This is a genomic window from Roseibium sp. MB-4 (assembly GCF_053005265.1).
Genome location: NZ_JBRKQB010000002.1, coordinates 124,329 through 140,210, shown reverse-complemented (window position 1 = coordinate 140,210; position 15,882 = coordinate 124,329). Strand labels below are relative to the sequence as shown.

Annotated in this window: 12 protein-coding genes; 2 read left to right on the top strand and 10 right to left on the bottom strand. The window is 57.3% G+C overall.

The annotated features are described in order from the left end of the window. Window positions 1-159: 159 nt before the first annotated feature. Window positions 160-2,541: a thiamine pyrophosphate-binding protein gene (locus ACVDG4_RS11760; RefSeq protein WP_447235215.1), complete on the bottom strand. Its 2,382-nt coding sequence runs from the start codon at window positions 2,539-2,541 to the stop codon at window positions 160-162. Between the two features lie 127 nt (window positions 2,542-2,668). Here ACVDG4_RS11760 and ACVDG4_RS11755 point away from each other — a divergent pair, with 127 nt between their 5' ends. After that, the gene (locus ACVDG4_RS11755; protein ID WP_306150079.1) at window positions 2,669-3,136 is read left to right on the top strand and encodes an Lrp/AsnC family transcriptional regulator; all 468 of its coding nucleotides are present in this window, start codon (window positions 2,669-2,671) and stop codon (window positions 3,134-3,136) included. 3 nt (window positions 3,137-3,139) lie between these two features. Here the strand turns inward: ACVDG4_RS11755 and ACVDG4_RS11750 are convergent, their stop codons facing one another. Continuing rightward, entirely contained in the window at window positions 3,140-4,345 is a 1,206-nt protein-coding gene (locus ACVDG4_RS11750) for a methionine gamma-lyase (protein ID WP_447235214.1), read from the bottom strand. A gap of 113 nt (window positions 4,346-4,458) precedes the next feature. Between ACVDG4_RS11750 and ACVDG4_RS11745 the strand changes: the two genes are divergently transcribed. Next, on the top strand, window positions 4,459-4,917 hold the full coding sequence (locus ACVDG4_RS11745; protein ID WP_447235213.1) for an Lrp/AsnC family transcriptional regulator: 459 nt from the start codon (window positions 4,459-4,461) through the stop codon (window positions 4,915-4,917). Window positions 4,918-5,047: 130 nt separating this feature from the next. Here ACVDG4_RS11745 and ACVDG4_RS11740 read toward each other — a convergent pair whose 3' ends face one another. The 8 genes from ACVDG4_RS11740 to ACVDG4_RS11705 form a co-directional block, all read right to left on the bottom strand. Then, window positions 5,048-6,268, bottom strand: a complete 1,221-nt coding sequence (locus ACVDG4_RS11740; RefSeq protein ID WP_040450794.1) for a 6-phosphofructokinase — start codon at window positions 6,266-6,268, stop codon at window positions 5,048-5,050. A gap of 406 nt (window positions 6,269-6,674) precedes the next feature. Next, complete coding sequence (locus ACVDG4_RS11735; RefSeq protein WP_447235212.1) at window positions 6,675-7,595, bottom strand: retron St85 family RNA-directed DNA polymerase; 921 nt, start codon at window positions 7,593-7,595, stop codon at window positions 6,675-6,677. After that, window positions 7,592-8,542: a retron St85 family effector protein gene (locus ACVDG4_RS11730; protein ID WP_447235211.1), complete on the bottom strand. Its 951-nt coding sequence runs from the start codon at window positions 8,540-8,542 to the stop codon at window positions 7,592-7,594. The genes ACVDG4_RS11735 and ACVDG4_RS11730 overlap by 4 nt, the downstream gene beginning before the upstream one ends. 1,001 nt (window positions 8,543-9,543) lie before the next feature. Next, window positions 9,544-10,977 (bottom strand): glyceraldehyde-3-phosphate dehydrogenase, encoded by a 1,434-nt coding sequence (locus ACVDG4_RS11725; protein ID WP_447235210.1) that lies wholly within the window; start codon window positions 10,975-10,977, stop codon window positions 9,544-9,546. Window positions 10,978-11,207: 230 nt separating this feature from the next. Then, complete coding sequence (gene grxD / locus ACVDG4_RS11720; protein ID WP_133946684.1) at window positions 11,208-11,540, bottom strand: Grx4 family monothiol glutaredoxin; 333 nt, start codon at window positions 11,538-11,540, stop codon at window positions 11,208-11,210. A gap of 111 nt (window positions 11,541-11,651) precedes the next feature. Further along, entirely contained in the window at window positions 11,652-11,885 is a 234-nt protein-coding gene (locus ACVDG4_RS11715) for a BolA family protein (protein WP_133946685.1), read from the bottom strand. A gap of 43 nt (window positions 11,886-11,928) precedes the next feature. Beyond that, entirely contained in the window at window positions 11,929-14,127 is a 2,199-nt protein-coding gene (gene purL / locus ACVDG4_RS11710) for a phosphoribosylformylglycinamidine synthase subunit PurL (RefSeq protein ID WP_447235209.1), read from the bottom strand. 163 nt (window positions 14,128-14,290) lie between these two features. Further along, entirely contained in the window at window positions 14,291-15,811 is a 1,521-nt protein-coding gene (locus tag ACVDG4_RS11705; protein WP_447235208.1) for an aminotransferase-like domain-containing protein, read from the bottom strand. Window positions 15,812-15,882 lie beyond the last annotated feature (71 nt).

Below are 15,882 nucleotides of genomic sequence, written 5' to 3'. Positions count from 1 at the left end.
CGCACCTTTACTCACCCTGAATCCGGCATTCACCTTGCGTTCATATTAGGCGATTCGGCAATTTTTGCCGAATAACGCCGGCGTTTCAGGGGATATCTGAAACGCTAAACGTGGGATAAACGGAAATTAAGAGCGTTTGTGGTGGCCGAAAGCAAGCAGCTATTCGGCAGCCAATCCGTAATTGGGTGCCGGTCTTCCTTCTGTCAGGCCTTGCACTTTTTCGACAATGGCTGCCGCGTCCAGACCGTGGTGCCGGTAGAGATCGCCGATGGTGCCGGTCTGGCCGAAGTGCTCCACGCCCAGCGGGATCGTCTGGTGGCCGCCCACCGCCCCAATCCAGGACAGCGTTGCCGGATGCCCGTCGATTACCGTGATGACCTTGCAGTGCCGGGGCAGGCCGGACATCAGGGTTTCGATGTGCGATGTGGCCGCTTTGCTGCCGCGGGAGCGGGCGCGCTGGGCTGCAGTCCAACCGGCATTCAGCCTGTCGGCTGATGTGATTGCGAGAACGCCGACGTCCCGGCGCGCTTCACCGATCATTCCGGCTGCACGGATCGCTTCGGGCGCCACAGCACCCTGATAGGCAATGACTACATCGCAGTTCGGACCGGGTTTGCGCAGCCAGTAGGCCCCATCAATGGCTCCTTGCCGGAAGTCTTCATCGACCCGCTTGCCCGGTTGCTCGATCGGGTTGGTGGTCAAACGCAGATAGACAGATCCTCCGGTCTCATCGCGCAGCCATGTGCGCTCGTCCGGTTGGCCATCGCCATCGCGCTGAACGTATTCGAAGGCCCATTGCATGATAACGGCGAGCTCATCGGCAAAGGCCGGTTCAAAGGCCGCCAGACCATCCTGGCTCATGCCGATGAGGGGCGTGCCGACCGACTGGTGCGCGCCGCCTTCCGGTGCCAGGGTAACGCCGGAGGGGGTGCCAACCAGAATGAAGCGGGCGTCCTGATAGCAGGCGTAGTTCAAGGCATCGAGACCGCGGCAGACGAAGGGGTCGTATACAGTCCCAATCGGAATGAGACGTTTGCCGAACAGGGAATGGGATAGACCTGCTGCGCCCAGGAGCAGCATCAGGTTCATCTCGGCAATGCCAAGCTCAATGTGCTGGCCGTCCGGCGTAAATTCCCATTTGGCCGTTGACGGGATCCGGTGCTCAATGAACGCATCAGCCTGCGCGGCGCGTGCAAAGAGCTTGCGCCGGTTGACCCAGGCGCCGAGGCTTGTGGTCCCGGTGACATCCGGCGATGTGGTCACGATCCGCTCTGCCAGCGCGCTGTCACCTTTGGAAAGATCATCGAGGATCTTGCCGAACGCTGCCTGCGTTGATGTCGACTTCGCCGTGTCGAGGGAGATGTCCGGCACATTCAGCTTGGCGTCTGAAAACCGGCGCGTGCCGCGGGCAAAGAACGGCACGTCTTGCAGAAAAGCCTGCAGATCTTCTGGATGATCAACGGCTGCGAAGGGCTCCCACTCAGCGCCTGTCGGAACGCCCATATGAGCCTGCCAATCGGCGAATTGGGCCTTGTTCATCAGGCCGCCATGATTGTCCTTGTGCCCGGCAATCGGGGTGCCCCACCCCTTGATCGTGTAGGCGAGGAAGCAGGTCGGACGGTCGTGGGTGATCGACGCGAAGGTTTCAGCCATCGTCTCTACGCAATTGCCGCCGAGGTTTTCCATCAACGCTGCCAGTTCGGCATCGCTGCGGCGGTCGATCAAGGCACTGACATCGCCTTGGTCGCCGAGGTCGTCCATCAGTCGTTTGCGCCAAACCGCGCCGCCCATGAAGGTGAGGGCGGCATACTCCTGGTTCGGGCAGGCATCGATCCAGCTTCTGAGCTTGTCGCCGCCCGGTTCCTCAAACGCCGCACGCTGCAAAGCTCCGTATTTGACCCGCACGACGTCCCAGCCGAAGGCATCAAAGATCTTTTCAACGCGCTCGAACAGGCCTTCGCGGACGATGCCATCGAGTGATTGCCGGTTGTAGTCGATCACCCACCAGGTGTTGCGCAGATCGTTCTTCCAGCCTTCCTGAAGCGCTTCGTAGACATTGCCCTCGTCGAGTTCGGCATCCCCCACGAGCGCCACCATGCGGCCGAGTGGCTGGTCGCCCGCCCAATCTTTGGCGGCGATATAATCCTGAACCAGGGAGGCAAAGGAGGTAATGGCAACGCCAAGGCCGACGGAGCCGGTTGAGAAGTCGACATCGTCGACATCCTTGGTGCGGGATGGGTAACTCTGCACGCCGCCGTAGCCCCGGAAATTCTCCATATTCTCGCGGGTCTGATTGCCCATCAGATACTGGATCGCATGGAACACGGGCGAGGCATGCGGTTTGACCGCGACCCGGTCTTCCGGGCGGAGCGCGGAGAAGTAGAGGGCCGTCATGATCGAGACCATCGACGCTGATGAGGCCTGGTGTCCGCCGATCTTGATGCCATCGACCTTTGGTCGGATGTGGTTTGCGTGATGGATCATCCAGTGCGACAACCACAAAAGGCGTTGTTCAATGGTCTTCAGATGGGTGGTTTTCATTCTGCCAAACTCCCGCAAAGGCATGCCGTAGCGCAAATATAGCGCGATACCTCAGTTGGTTTCTTGCGATCTCTCGCCACATCAGGCTATTTGTTGCCGGTTATCACTATGAATTGGGGTGAAATTGGTGACTTCCGGCGCACTTGATGCATTTGATATTCAGATCCTGCGCGAATTGCGCAGGGATGGCCGTATTTCGATACAGGACCTTTCAGAGCGGATCGGGCTGAGTGCAACACCCGTTGCCCGCCGGCTGCGACAGCTCGAAGATCAGGGCATCATCACCGGATATTGCGCGCTGATCGACGAGATGAAACTCGGCTACGAAGTGTCTGTCTTCGTCTCCGTGCAGCTGGACAAGCAGGTCGATGCGGCGCTTGACCAGTTCGAAGCCGCCATTCAGGCTTTCCCGGAGGTGGTCGATTGCTGGCTGATGACTGGCAACCGGGACTACCTCCTGCGGGTGGCGACCACTGGACTGGCCGCCTTTGAAGCGTTTTTGACCGGCAAGCTCACGAAGGTGCCCGGCGTTGCCAATATCGAAAGCTCCATCCCGCTCAGAAGGGTCAAATCCGGCGTCGCCCGAACACCCTAAGCCTTAAGCGGCCATCGATGCAGGGACACCTGACAGCGCCTGGTCAAGATCCGCCAGGATGTCCTCAATGTCCTCCAGGCCAACGGACAAACGAATAAGACCATCTGTAATGCCATGTTCGGCCCGTTCTTCAGGCGTATAGGTCGAGTGCGTCATGGTCGCCGGGTGCTGGATCAGGGTTTCCGCATCGCCCAGGGACACGGCGCGTCCGATCATCTGCAAGCGGTTCATCATGGACCGGCCGGCTTCCAGCCCGCCTTTCAGCTCAAACGCGATCATGGCGCCCGGTTTGACCATCTGCTGCTTGGCAAGATCATGCTGTGCAAAGCTTGTCAGGCCCGGGAAGTAGACCTCGCCAACGGACGGATGGGCTTCCAGCCACTCGGCGACCGGCTGGGCGGAGGCGCAGTGGCGGTCCATGCGCAGGGCGAGTGTTTTCAGGCCGCGCAGGATCAGCATGGCATTGAACGGTGCCATGACGGCGCCGGTCATGTCTTTCATGCCGACGAGGCGGATTTCCTGAACCTGTTCGGCCCGGCCAGCGATCAGGCCGGCGACGACATCGCCGTGCCCGCCGAGATATTTGGTGGCTGAATGCAGCACAAGATCCGCGCCGAGTTCGATCGGGCGGGTGAGGTAGGGGGTCGCATAGGTGTTGTCGACAACCACGGTGGCGCCCGCCTCATGGGCGATCTTGGAGACAGCCGCAATATCCACGAGCCGCATGTTCGGATTGGCCGGGGTTTCGAAATAGACGACCCGCGTCTTACCGCTGATCGCCGGGACCAGGTTTTCCGGCTCGGTCAGGTCCACATGGGTGACCGTGATGCCGAATTTCGACAGGCCATGATGCATGTAGGCGAAGGTGCAGCCGTAGAGCGTCTTGTCGACGATGATTTCATCGCCCGGTGACAGCAGCGTCCAGAGGGTCGCGGTGATTGCGCCCATGCCCGACGACAGCGCCAGCCCGGCTTCCGCGCCTTCCAGCAGTGCAATCCGGCGTTCCAGAAGGTCCAGCGTCGGGTTGGAAATGCGCGAATAGATATGACCGGCGCGCTCGCCTGCAAACATTTCATCGCCCGCTTCCGCGCTCTCGAAGGCAAAGGTCGAGGTCAGGTGTAGCGGCGGGGTTAGGGCACCCTCGTTTTGCAGCGGATCATAGGCGTGGTGAATGGCGCGGGTGGCAAAGCCCTTGAGATGATCGGTCATGAAAGTCCCCTCGTTGAATTGAAGACATGATGGGCCGAGGGCGATGGCAATTGATTTCAAATTATGCCATCAGAAGATTAGTTATTGGCATAATCTGCTAACAGGGCTTCGAAATGGACGCGAAAGACCGTCAAATCATCCGTGCACTGCAACAAAATGGCCGCATGACCAACCAGGAACTCGCCGCCAAGGTGAACCTGTCGCCGTCGCCGTGTTTGCGCCGGGTGAAGATCCTGGAGGCGAGCGGGGCGATCAAGGGCTATACGGCCGAGGTTGACCCGAAGGCCTACGGCCTGCCGGTCACCGTCTTCGTGCGCATCCGGCTTGAGCGGCACAACGCCGAAGACGTCCAGCATTTCGAAAGCCGGGTCATGGCGATGGACGAGGTTCTGGAATGTGTCGTGATGACAGGGGTCACCGACTACCAGCTGCGGGTCGTCGTCTCCGGGCTTGATGCCTACGAGGATTTCATCCGCCACCGCATCCACCCTATCGGCTGCATCGCCTCGATCGATTCCAGCTTCGTCTATGGCTTTGTGAAGAAAACGGGCGTCTTTCCGCGGGTGGATTGATTCCAAGGGCTTTGGCCGAGGGAGAAATCCCGAACACTGCGGACTCCGGAGATAATCCAAGGCCGCCGCTTGTTCCCGTCTCGCCCTCAAGGGGGAGACGGGGTGCAACGGTTCGCTGCTTTGCTGTCCCTTAAGACCCTGCGGCCAGGATCTTCGGCACCTTGTTGGGGCGGAGGCGATGGGCGTCTGGCATGCCGGAGCCGAGAAGCGGGCGCAGGTACATGCGGAATTCATCGGTGACATCATTGCCGGCGGCGGAGATGAACGCATCGGGCATCGTGCGGGTTTTCCCGGCCACGGCTTCCAGCGGTACCAGCTCATAGTCGACCGAGTAATGCCCGGTGCGCTTGATGGTCACCGAGCCATCGCGGTCGCCGAACATGCCGTATTGAACCGCCTTTTCGCCGACTTCGCGGGCTTCATGTTGGTCGACATCGGAGACACAGCCGACAAAACTGCGCTGGATGTAGCCGAGCGTGTCGCCCCGGACCCGCGTCACGTTCAGCGCATCCTTGACCTTCTGCGTCAAAAGATCGGCGAGTGCGCCGCTTCCCGACAGCTGCACATTGCCGTGCGCATCGCGTTCGATCTCCTGGCTCAGTTTGGAGATGATCGGCTCGCCGGACGCATCATGAATGCCCTCGCTGACCGCAACGACACAGCGGCCAAGCCGGTTGTAGACCTCGCGGACGTCCTGAATGAACTGATCGATGTCGAAGGTGCGCTCGGGCATATAGATGAGATGCGGCCCGTCATCCGAGAATTTCTTGCCCAAAGCCGAGGCGGCGGTCAAAAAGCCGGCATGGCGGCCCATGACCACCCCGATATAGATGCCGGGAAGGGCGGCGTTGTCGAGATTGATGCCCATGAACGCCTGGGAGACATAGCGCGCGGCGGACGGAAAGCCCGGCGTGTGGTCGTTCTCGACCAGATCGTTGTCGATGGTTTTCGGAATATGGATGCAGCGCAGATCGTAGCCGGCCTTGCGGGCTTCATCGTTGACGATGCGCACGGTGTCAGAGGAATCGTTGCCGCCGGTATAAAAGAAATAGCCGATCTCGTGGGCGCGCAGGACCTTGAAAATCTCCTGGCAGTACTTCAGGTCCGGCTTGTCGCGCGTCGAGCCGAGCGCGGAGGACGGGGTGTTGGCGACCATTTCCAGATTGTGGGTGGTTTCCTGGGTCAGATCATAAAAATCCTCGTCCAGAATACCGCGCACGCCGTGAACCGCGCCATAGATCAGCTCCACGCTGCGGAACTTGCGGCTTTCCAGCACCGCCCCGACCATGGATTGATTGATAACCGCGGTCGGCCCGCCCCCTTGCGCAACCAGCACCTTGCCGTGAAACATCGAGATGTCCTTTTTCTTCTTTTCAGGGCCCTAATTGGCATTTTTGGTGGGGAGCGGACAAGGGATTTGTTGGGGTGGGGAGGGGAAGGATGTTTGTCGATTGTCGGGAAATTATGAACAACCGGGTGAGGGCATGGCACCGGGGAGACGACTTCGAAGGACCGCTTTGTGCCTTCTATTCAGTCGTTGTCCGCGGTAGAGCCGGTGCCGGAATGCAGATATTTTTTGATGCGCAGCAAATTCGCAGGAGGAGCGGTAGGCGAATGTTCGTTGTTCGCTCTCGGGGCTAGTTGGAGGCGCGAAAACGCAGCCATAGACCGCCTTCGATGAGCAGATAGGCAAAAATCAAGTAAGAAAAGCTTAGCTTGGAAAGCTCTTTAACATGATCGAATGCGTCAAAACACAATCACTTTTGCCTGAATATAAGCCCCATTTGATCCGGATACTTCTTCCAAAGTTTTGAAACGATGTCGCTTTCAACTTGATTTACAAACGAAATGTAACCCCTCAAGCGTGCAAGCCCATCCTCATCGAGGGTCGACGCGTTGTATATTCGCGATCTAAGTGCCCTTTTGTTGTCACGCCCGACTGAAGCTTTTCCATCGTTAGTGATCGTGATGCCAGTAACATGCCTGTTGAATTTTTTTGACGAAAAGACGGTTTTTTCAGAATTTATCTCCAAATTTGGTGAATCAAGGGCAGTCAATTCTTCCTTGATTAATGTCGGCCAAGAAAACAATAGGTTTTTCTTGTTTGTGGAAAAAGTCAGGTCGTCAGAATAACGAGTGTAATCGATCCCACTTCTTCGACTTTTGTCAGATATATTATCATCAAAGGAGAAGAGCAATGCATTCGAAATCATTGGGGAACCCGGAGAGCCGATACTCAGACATAGATCACCATCATGATGTTTGAAAAAAATCCGGGCGAGCAGGTTGGCTTCAGTTTCTTCATGCACAATCTCGTTCTTAAGAAGGTGATGAATAAAATCTAAAGCGCGGATGGATGGAAAAAAGTCCCGGAAATCCATTTTTAGGAGATACCGGTTTTTCAAATGCGGACCGGCATTGTCCATAATATTCGTGTCGGCTTTGTAGGCCTTTGCCGAAGCGTGAACAGTTAGTTTTGGGCCTAAGAACTCTGACAGCACCAGCCTTTGCACAGCCTTCAAGTCCTTTGAGGGCTGCGAAATCCATCGTTTTTGCTCGCTGTTACGCTTATCAATTGGGTAAGTCTTGTATCGATAAGGGCATGTTTGAGCGTATGCCTGCAACTCAGCTGGAGAGAATGAAAATCGTCTGCAAATAAGGTCAGCAACAGTCATCATGAACCACCATTCGTGGCTGTCTGTATGACCTTCATTCGCCGTTTGTGTCCCGGCTCAGTCTTTGCTGCAATTCGATAGTATTCCGCCACCTCGATTTTCACTGTTGGGCTATCATAGCGTCGGTTTATATTGGAAAAGCTAAGATCTATCCGATCTGTCAATCCGGTAGGAACATAGTAGAAGTACTGCGATGACTTTTTTTCCATGCCGACGAGATTGAATTTACGAAGAATATAAAGCGCCGAATCCAGTTCGGATTTCGAGAGCGAAATACTAAGGTTGTTTAAGTGTGAGCTGATCTCAGACTTTGTTAAGGCAAGAAAAAGATCAATAATCTGAAAAATCAAAAATATCTGATGCCCCCTATCGGCACTATTGAATCTTTCGGTTTTATTCTTTTCGTCACAATGTTCCAAGACATCATCTAGTATGTCTTTAACTTCGTCCTTCTGAACATCATTTATTTTTCGATGGTCGATTTCATAGACTCGAACAGATTTTTGGTCATGGTGTTCCATGGGGTTCAGAAGACCAAACTTGATGAAAGACTCAGATTGGTGAAACTCGTTGTGAAGTACCACAACCAGTTTTTCCCTCAATCTTATGTTCGCAAAAAATAAGCCGAACTCGGTGAGAGCGCCTTCACTCTCAAGAATTACTACAACCAGAGAAGAGATGAATGCGATGTCGTTTTCGAATTCGGAGAGGCTTTTATAGCCACGTTCCCAGTCTTTAAAGTTTTCGGCAAGGACGAACCCATCTGCTCTACTCTCAAGACCACCGCTTAAATTCATGAACATGTTGCGGATGGAATGATTTTTAGTTTCTCTTGGATCTACGGGGCCGCCGCAAATAAATACTATTCGCGGCTCAAGCTGAACTTTTGAATTCTTCAAATCTACTAGCTTAATGAAATCGTCGCGCGGATCTGAAGCCGATATACTCATTTGGAGCGCTCAATACCTTTAAAGAAGCGATAAGAAGAACTCTCTCTTATCGAAGAAGCGCAGCGGACCCGATAAGAGAGAGTTCTTCTTATCGCGCCAAAATGCGATCAATAAAATTGGGTCTGGCTATACACCTGACCGTGCGACTTAGCACAACGCGTAAAGAGCATTGAAAGTTTATTGCCGACCAAGTTGGTTGTAAAGCCAAAACATAGCACCTTTCGTAGGGCGCCCCCATGGTTCAGCCGGAAACATGCAGCGCAAGGCACGAATGGCAGCACTGACCGGTTGCTTCGCAGATTAAGAGGTCGCCGATGAACGACAGGTCGAGGCCATCTCTGCAAACAAGGCTGATGAAAGTCAGCTAGTTCTAACAAAGGTGCAGAAAACAACTCTCCGACTGCCCACTACACCCTCCGCTGTCATCCCGCACTTGATGCGGGATCCATGCCGTGAGCGATCCATTCGATCAGCCTTGCGTGGGGCGAGGAAACGGAATGGATCCTCGGGTCAAGCCCGAGGATGACGGAGCGCGGGGAGAAGCGCGTTGCCGACTGTCCCGTCGGCGTCATCCCGGGCGAGCATTGCGAGACCCGGGACCCACTCGCGGGGCTGCTTGCTGAAACGGTTGGTTTTGATTGTTCTGGCGGCTGCGGTCTTCGGACAGCTGGCGCTCTGGGAACGAGTGGGTCCCGGCTCTGCGCTGCGCTTGGCCGGGATGACGTTGGGGACGTGAATGGGACTGTTGCAGGATCACGGGCCGAAAAACAAAAAAGAGGCGGAAAACCGCCTCTGAGCGTGATGACAAACCTCATACCTATCAATAGTCACCCTCGGCCTTGTGCCGAGGGTCCATATTATTCAATTTGTTATAGATGTTCGGAACAAGTCCGAACATGACGCCGAAGGAATTGACGGACTTTGTCAGCAGTCTGAGGGGCTGAAAACGGCCCCTTTTACGCTCATCTCAAATAGCACTCAGCCCCTAAGCCTCAGAAAACTCACGCCGGGACGGAGGGGTATTTCATGCCGGCGACTTCCTGCATCAGGCGGATGACCTGGGTGCTGTAGCCCGCTTCGTTGTCGTACCAGACATAAAGTACCAGACGGTCGCCATCGACGATGGTGGCCTGGCTGTCGACGACACCGGCGTGGATGGAGCCGACGAGGTCGGAGGAGACCAGCTCGGTGGAGGCCGTGTAGTCGATCTGGTCCTGCAACGGCGACTGGATCGACACCTGCCGCAGGTAGTCGTTCATTTCCTCAGCTGTCGTTGCGCGCTTGAGATTGAGGTTGAGGATCGCCATAGAGACGTTCGGGATCGGTACCCGGACGGCGTTGCCGGTCAGTTTGCCCTTCATTTCCGGCAGACACTTGGCCACCGCGCTGGCAGCGCCTGTGCTGGTCAGAACCATGTTGAGCGGGGCGGCGCGGCCGCGGCGGTCGCCCTTGTGGTAGTTGTCGATCAGGTTCTGATCGTTGGTGAAGGCGTGGATGGTTTCCACGTGGCCGTTTTCGATGCCGAACTCGTCGTTGATCACTTTCAGGACCGGCGTGATCGCGTTGGTGGTGCAGGACGCGGCGCTCAGGATGTCGTCGTCCGGGGTGATGTCGCCCTGGTTGACGCCGTAAACGACGTTCTTGATGTTGCCCTTGCCCGGTGCGGTCAGGATGACCTTGGCTGCGCCCGGGCACTTCAGGTGCTGGCCGAGGCCTTCCTCGTCGCGCCACATGCCGGTGTTGTCGACGACCAGCGCATTCTTGATGCCGTATTTGGTGTAGTCGACCTCGGCCGGAGAATTGGCGTAGATCACCTGGATGTAGTTGCCGTTGGCGATGATGGCGTTCTTGTCTTCATCGACGGTGATCGAGCCGCTGAAGGCGCCATGGACAGAGTCGCGGCGCAGCAGGCTGGAGCGTTTCTTGAGATCGCCTTCCTTGCCGCCGCGCACGACAATGGCGCGCAGGCGCATCTTGTTGCCGGCCCCAACGCGTTCGATCATCATGCGGGCGAGCAGGCGTCCAATGCGGCCGAAACCGTAAAGCACAACGTCCTGCGGCTCCTGCAGGATGGAGGTCTTGCCGGTGTTGATGCTGGCGAGCTGCTCTTCAACCAGGGTCTTGGCATCGCCGCCTTCCGTCATGTAGCGGTGGCACAGCTTGCCGAGGTCGACGCGGGAGGCGGCAAGATCCATCTCCAGCATCGCCTTGACGATCTCAAGGCTCTTGGCAACGTCCAGCTCCTGGCCGGTGATCTGCAGGGCGTAGCGGTGGGCCTTGATGATCTCGATTGCGGAGTTGTTGAGCAGCCGGCGGCCGAAAATCCGGATGTTGATGCCGTAGTCGCGGTAAAGGTGGCCAACCAGCGGGATCATCTGCTCAGCGGCGGATTGTTGTTCCTTCCAGTTATCGAAGTGATTATCCATAGCCGCCATGCCGACCAACTCCCTTTGGGTGATTAACGCACAATGATTGGCGGGTTTTCCCGCCTGCGCGTGCGGTTTATCGCTAGACCAAACGCAATGTCCAGACCCACTTTTTGTTTAATCGATTAGATGTATAGGTGCCGATGCTGCCTGGGTGCCGGCGTTCGGAAAAAGGCAGATCACAAAGAAAAAGGGGCGGAAAACCGCCCCTTTGAAACCCGTCTGATTAAAGCTGCCGATCAGGCGCTTTGGGCTGTCTGGATGCCCTTGTCGCTCATCAGGCCCTGAAGTTCCTGGTTCTGGAACATCTCGCGGATGATGTCGCAGCCGCCGACGAACTCACCCTTGACGTAAAGCTGCGGGATGGTCGGCCAGTTGGTGAATTCCTTGATGCCGTTGCGCAGTTCATCGTCTTCCAGAACGTTGATGCCTTTGTACGGCGCGCCGACATAGTCGAGGATCTGAACGACCTGACCGGAGAACCCGCACTGCGGGAAGTTCGGTGTGCCCTTCATGAACAGCACAACGTCGTTGGTGTCGACTTCGTTCTTGATCCACTCTTGGATGCTCATTTCACTTGTCCTTGTCTGTCTGCAGCGGGCGGCTAGCCTTATGATGCCTGATAATGCGTGATAATACGTATATGGGCAATCTACGGGTCAAATGCACGGGGCAAATTCGGTTTAATCAGGTGCTTTGGTTTGCAATGCGAGGGCATGCAGGGCGCCGCCCATGTTGCCCTTCAGCGCCTCATAGACCATCTGGTGCTGCTGGACGCGGCTCTTGCCCCGGAATGCTTCGGAGACAACATTCGCCGCGTAATGGTCGCCATCGCCAGCCAAATCCCGGATCTCCACCTGAGCGTCGGGCAATGCCTCCTTGATCAGGGTTTCAATCTCATTTGCGTTCATTGGCATGTTAAGCGCGCCCCTTCATTGCCTGTTTCCCCTCATGGCCGACTCACACGGCTGTCATGTAATCAGGGAACCAATTTTCGTGTGCTTTTTTCAGCTTTGCAACGGATATGGTGAGAACACCTTGAACTGTCAAATCCGTTCCGCCGGTTGTTCCGATCCGCTCGACTTCAATGCCGGCGTCGACAATGTCTTCCAGAACCGCATCAAGCCGGTCCGGGCTGACAGTGACGACATAGCGGCCCTGGTCTTCGCCAAAGAGCGCTGCGTGGGCCGGTCCGTCGATCTCGACGCTTGCACCCATTCCGCTGGCCATGGCCATTTCGGCAAGAGCAACACCGAGGCCGCCGGAGGAAATGTCGTGGACACCGGTGAGGCGTGCCGCGCCGATCAGCTGGCGGACAAGCGTCCCGCGCCGCTTTTCAGCCGCGAGATCGACCGGCGGCGGTGCGCCTTCTTCACGGCCGAGGATGTCGCTGAGATACTGCGAGGCGCCAAGATGTGTGCCGCGGCCGCCGATGACGAGGATAACGTCGCTTTCGTTCGCAAACGCCGCACCCGCGCGCACGGTCACATCCGGCAACAGGCCAACACCGCCAATCGCCGGGGTCGGCAGGATCGCTTCGCCGTGGGTCTCGTTGTAGAGCGAGACGTTGCCCGAGACGATCGGGAAGTCGAGTTCCCGGCAGGCTTCGCCGATGCCTTTGATACAGCCAACGAATTGCCCCATGATTTCCGGGCGCTCCGGGTTGCCGAAGTTGAGGTTGTCGGTCGCCGCGAGCGGCTCTGAACCGACCGCCGTCAGGTTGCGCCAGACTTCGGCCACCGCCTGTTTGCCGCCTTCAAAGGCGTCCGCCTCGCAGTAGCGCGGGGTGACATCGACGGAGAAGGCGAGACCCTTGCGAGTGCCGTCCACGCGGATGACACCGGCATCACCGCCGGGCGTTGCCGCGGTGTTGCCCTGGATCAGCGTGTCATACTGCTCATAGACCCAGCGGCGCGACGAGCCGTTGGCATTGCCGACCAGTGTGGTGAGCGTTTCGGCATAGTCGTCCGGTTCGGCAATGTCGCTGGCTGCCAGAACGGTACGCTTTTGAGGTTCGATCCACGGACGGTCGTATTCCGGGGCTTCGTCGCCGAGTTCCTTGATCGGCAGATCCGCGACGGTCTCGCCCTGGTGCTTGACCACAAAGCGCAGCGTATCGGTCGTGACGCCAACGATGGCGAAGTCGAGGCCCCATTTCTTGAAGATGGCTTCTGCTTCAGCTTCCTTTTCCGGGCTGAGAACCATGAGCATACGCTCCTGGCTTTCCGACAGCATCATCTCGTAGGCGCTCATGCGCTCTTCGCGCACCGGCACCTGGTCGAGGTTCAGTTCGATGCCGAGGTCGCCCTTGGCGCCCATTTCAACGGCGGAACAGGTGAGGCCGGCCGCGCCCATGTCTTGGATCGCGATGACCGCGCCGGTCTCCATCAGCTCAAGGCAGGCTTCCAGCAGGCATTTTTCCGTAAACGGATCACCCACCTGAACGGTCGGACGCTTTTCCTCGATCGTGTCGTCAAACTCAGCCGAGGCCATGGTTGCCCCGCCAACACCATCCCGGCCAGTTTTGGCGCCGAGATAGACAACCGGCAGGCCGACGCCCTTGGCTTCGGACAGGAAGATCTTGTCGCTGTCGGCAAGGCCTGCGGCAAAGGCATTCACCAGGCAGTTGCCGTTGTAGCGGGCGTGGAACTCGACTTCACCGCCGACGGTTGGAACGCCGAAGGAGTTGCCATAACCGCCCACACCGGAGACCACACCGGAGACGAGGTGGCGGGTGCGCGGATGATCCGGCTCACCGAATCGCAGGGCATTCATGGCTGCGACCGGGCGGGCTCCCATTGTGAAGACATCGCGCAGAATGCCGCCAACACCGGTCGCCGCACCCTGGTAGGGCTCGATGTAGGACGGGTGGTTGTGGCTTTCCATTTTGAAGACAACGGCCTGACCGTCGCCGATATCGACAACCCCGGCGTTTTCACCTGGACCCTGAAGCACGCGCGGGCCTTCCGTAGGCAAGGTTTTCAGCCATTTTTTGGAAGACTTGTAGGAGCAATGCTCGTTCCACATCGCCGAGAAGATGCCAAGTTCCGTGAACGACGGCTCGCGGCCGATCAGTTCCAGGATGCGGTCATATTCGTCAGGTTTGAGGCCGTGGGAAGCGATGAGCTCGGGCGTGATCTTGATGTCGTTCGGGATCATGTCGGTCCGGAAATCTGCGGCGTTTAGAGCGTTTTACAAAATGCCTTTGTGCGCCTGGGCCAGTTTCGCGCCGGTTTAGCAGACAAAACCTCAAAATGGGAGAGGCCTCAGTCGATTCATTTGCATGTCGTGCGGAAGGGTTCCGGCCGCGCGCTTTGCAACGTCATTCGAAGCTGTCGTAGCAGGCGCAGTTGTCGTTCAAAAGGTCGCGCACAGCCAGAAGGCCCTCAACGGTCTGATCCCGGGTCAGCGGATTGCTGAAGCCAATGCGGATGCAGTGATAGACCTTGCCGGTGCGACCTGGTTTGAACTCGTCTTCATCATCCACCAGAACATTTTCCGCAGCCGCTGCTGCTTTGAAAGTTCCGGGGTTCCAGGGTTCGGGCACCTTTAGCCACAGGAAGGGACAGTCGGCGGCGGAGCGATATTCGAACGGGCTGAGATGTTGCCGCACAAGCGCGTGGCGGGCCGCGATCTCTTCACCGACTTTCTCGCGAAAGTTAGATGCTGCACCAGACAAGATCAGCCTGGAGGACAGCTCTGAGAGAAGAAAGGAAATGCCGCCTGTCAGCATCTTGTGGGCGGTGTAAATGCGCTGGGCGTAGGACTGCGGGCTGGAGAGCCAGCCGCCGCGCACGCCAGCCGTTACGGATTTTGAAAGGGATCCAACGTGAAAGGTCCGCTCCGGAGCCAACGAGACAATCGGCGGAACCGATGTGTCCCGCAGCGAGCCGTAGACCTCGTCCTCGATGATCCAGAGATTGTGCTGCCGGGCAACCTCGATAAGCTCGTGCCGGCGCGTTTCGCTCATGAACCCCGTTGTCGGATTGTGCATGGTCGGCATCAAAAACAGGATGCGTGGGTGTGTTTGGGCACAGACGCGAGCCAGATCCTCTGGCAAGGGCCCTTCTTCATCCCGCTCGACCAACACCGGCCGTCGACCAGACAGGGCCGCCCCCCGCGCGATAGAGCTGTAGGTCAGATCTTCAAAGGCAATTCTGTCTCCAGGAGCTGTGGTCGCTGCAATGATCGACATGATTGCCGCTTGAGCACCGGTAGTCGGAACAATGCTGCCTTCATCAGGTTCCCAGCCGCCGCGTGACAACCAGATCTTACCGGCGGCGCGCCAGTCCGGCGGGACAGCGCGGGTGTAACTGGCGATCTCGTGCGGATGGTCGCGTGTGATGTCCAAGGTGATTTGCGCGATCAGCTTTGCCTGTCCGATTTCCGGTGCTGATGTGCTGTCGAACCGGATGGAAGATTCGTGCGGAACCGCGATGCGTGTGCCAGCGAACGCTCGGTCTTTTGGCGGTTGCATCGCGCCTTGAACCCATGAAGTCCCCTCGGTGCGTTGTCTGAGGGTTGGGGCGGACGGTGCAGGATTGCCTGCGGGGGCGTCAAGGTTCGGTTTTGTAGATTCTTGAAGCTGGATCGGCTCTGCACTGCCAAGAACGTATGTTCCACGCCCCACTTCGCCATTCACCAGACCACGTTGACGGATAGTGGCATAGGCCCGGCCGATGGTGCCGACCGTTACGCCAAGATCATAGGCGAGATCACGCTGTGGCGGCAGTTTGGTTCCGGCTGCGAGTGCGCCGGAGGCGATGTCTGCGGAAATCTGATCTGCGAGCCGCAGATAGATCGGGCCTTGCCCGTCCGGGATCTGAGGAAGCCAATTTGTCATGGTGACAATTTAGTATATTGCCACCGTCAAGGAGTCAATTCATAAGATTGTCACCGTAAAGGACACAGTTA

What these genes read in the sequence shown, in the direction of transcription:
- ACVDG4_RS11745 (WP_447235213.1), top strand. Translation starts at nt 4,459, where the DNA reads ATGGACGCGAAAGACCGTCAAATCATCCGTGCACTGCAACAAAATGGC.
- ACVDG4_RS11740 (WP_040450794.1), bottom strand. Translation starts at nt 6,268, where the DNA reads ATGTTTCACGGCAAGGTGCTGGTTGCGCAAGGGGGCGGGCCGACCGCG.
- ACVDG4_RS11760 (WP_447235215.1), bottom strand. Translation starts at nt 2,541, where the DNA reads ATGAAAACCACCCATCTGAAGACCATTGAACAACGCCTTTTGTGGTTG.
- ACVDG4_RS11750 (WP_447235214.1), bottom strand. Translation starts at nt 4,345, where the DNA reads ATGACCGATCATCTCAAGGGCTTTGCCACCCGCGCCATTCACCACGCC.
- ACVDG4_RS11725 (WP_447235210.1), bottom strand. Translation starts at nt 10,977, where the DNA reads ATGGCGGCTATGGATAATCACTTCGATAACTGGAAGGAACAACAATCC.
- ACVDG4_RS11705 (WP_447235208.1), bottom strand. Translation starts at nt 15,811, where the DNA reads ATGACAAATTGGCTTCCTCAGATCCCGGACGGGCAAGGCCCGATCTAT.
- ACVDG4_RS11735 (WP_447235212.1), bottom strand. Translation starts at nt 7,595, where the DNA reads ATGATGACTGTTGCTGACCTTATTTGCAGACGATTTTCATTCTCTCCA.
- grxD (WP_133946684.1), bottom strand. Translation starts at nt 11,540, where the DNA reads ATGAGCATCCAAGAGTGGATCAAGAACGAAGTCGACACCAACGACGTT.
- ACVDG4_RS11715 (WP_133946685.1), bottom strand. Translation starts at nt 11,885, where the DNA reads ATGCCAATGAACGCAAATGAGATTGAAACCCTGATCAAGGAGGCATTG.
- ACVDG4_RS11730 (WP_447235211.1), bottom strand. Translation starts at nt 8,542, where the DNA reads ATGAGTATATCGGCTTCAGATCCGCGCGACGATTTCATTAAGCTAGTA.
- purL (WP_447235209.1), bottom strand. Translation starts at nt 14,127, where the DNA reads ATGATCCCGAACGACATCAAGATCACGCCCGAGCTCATCGCTTCCCAC.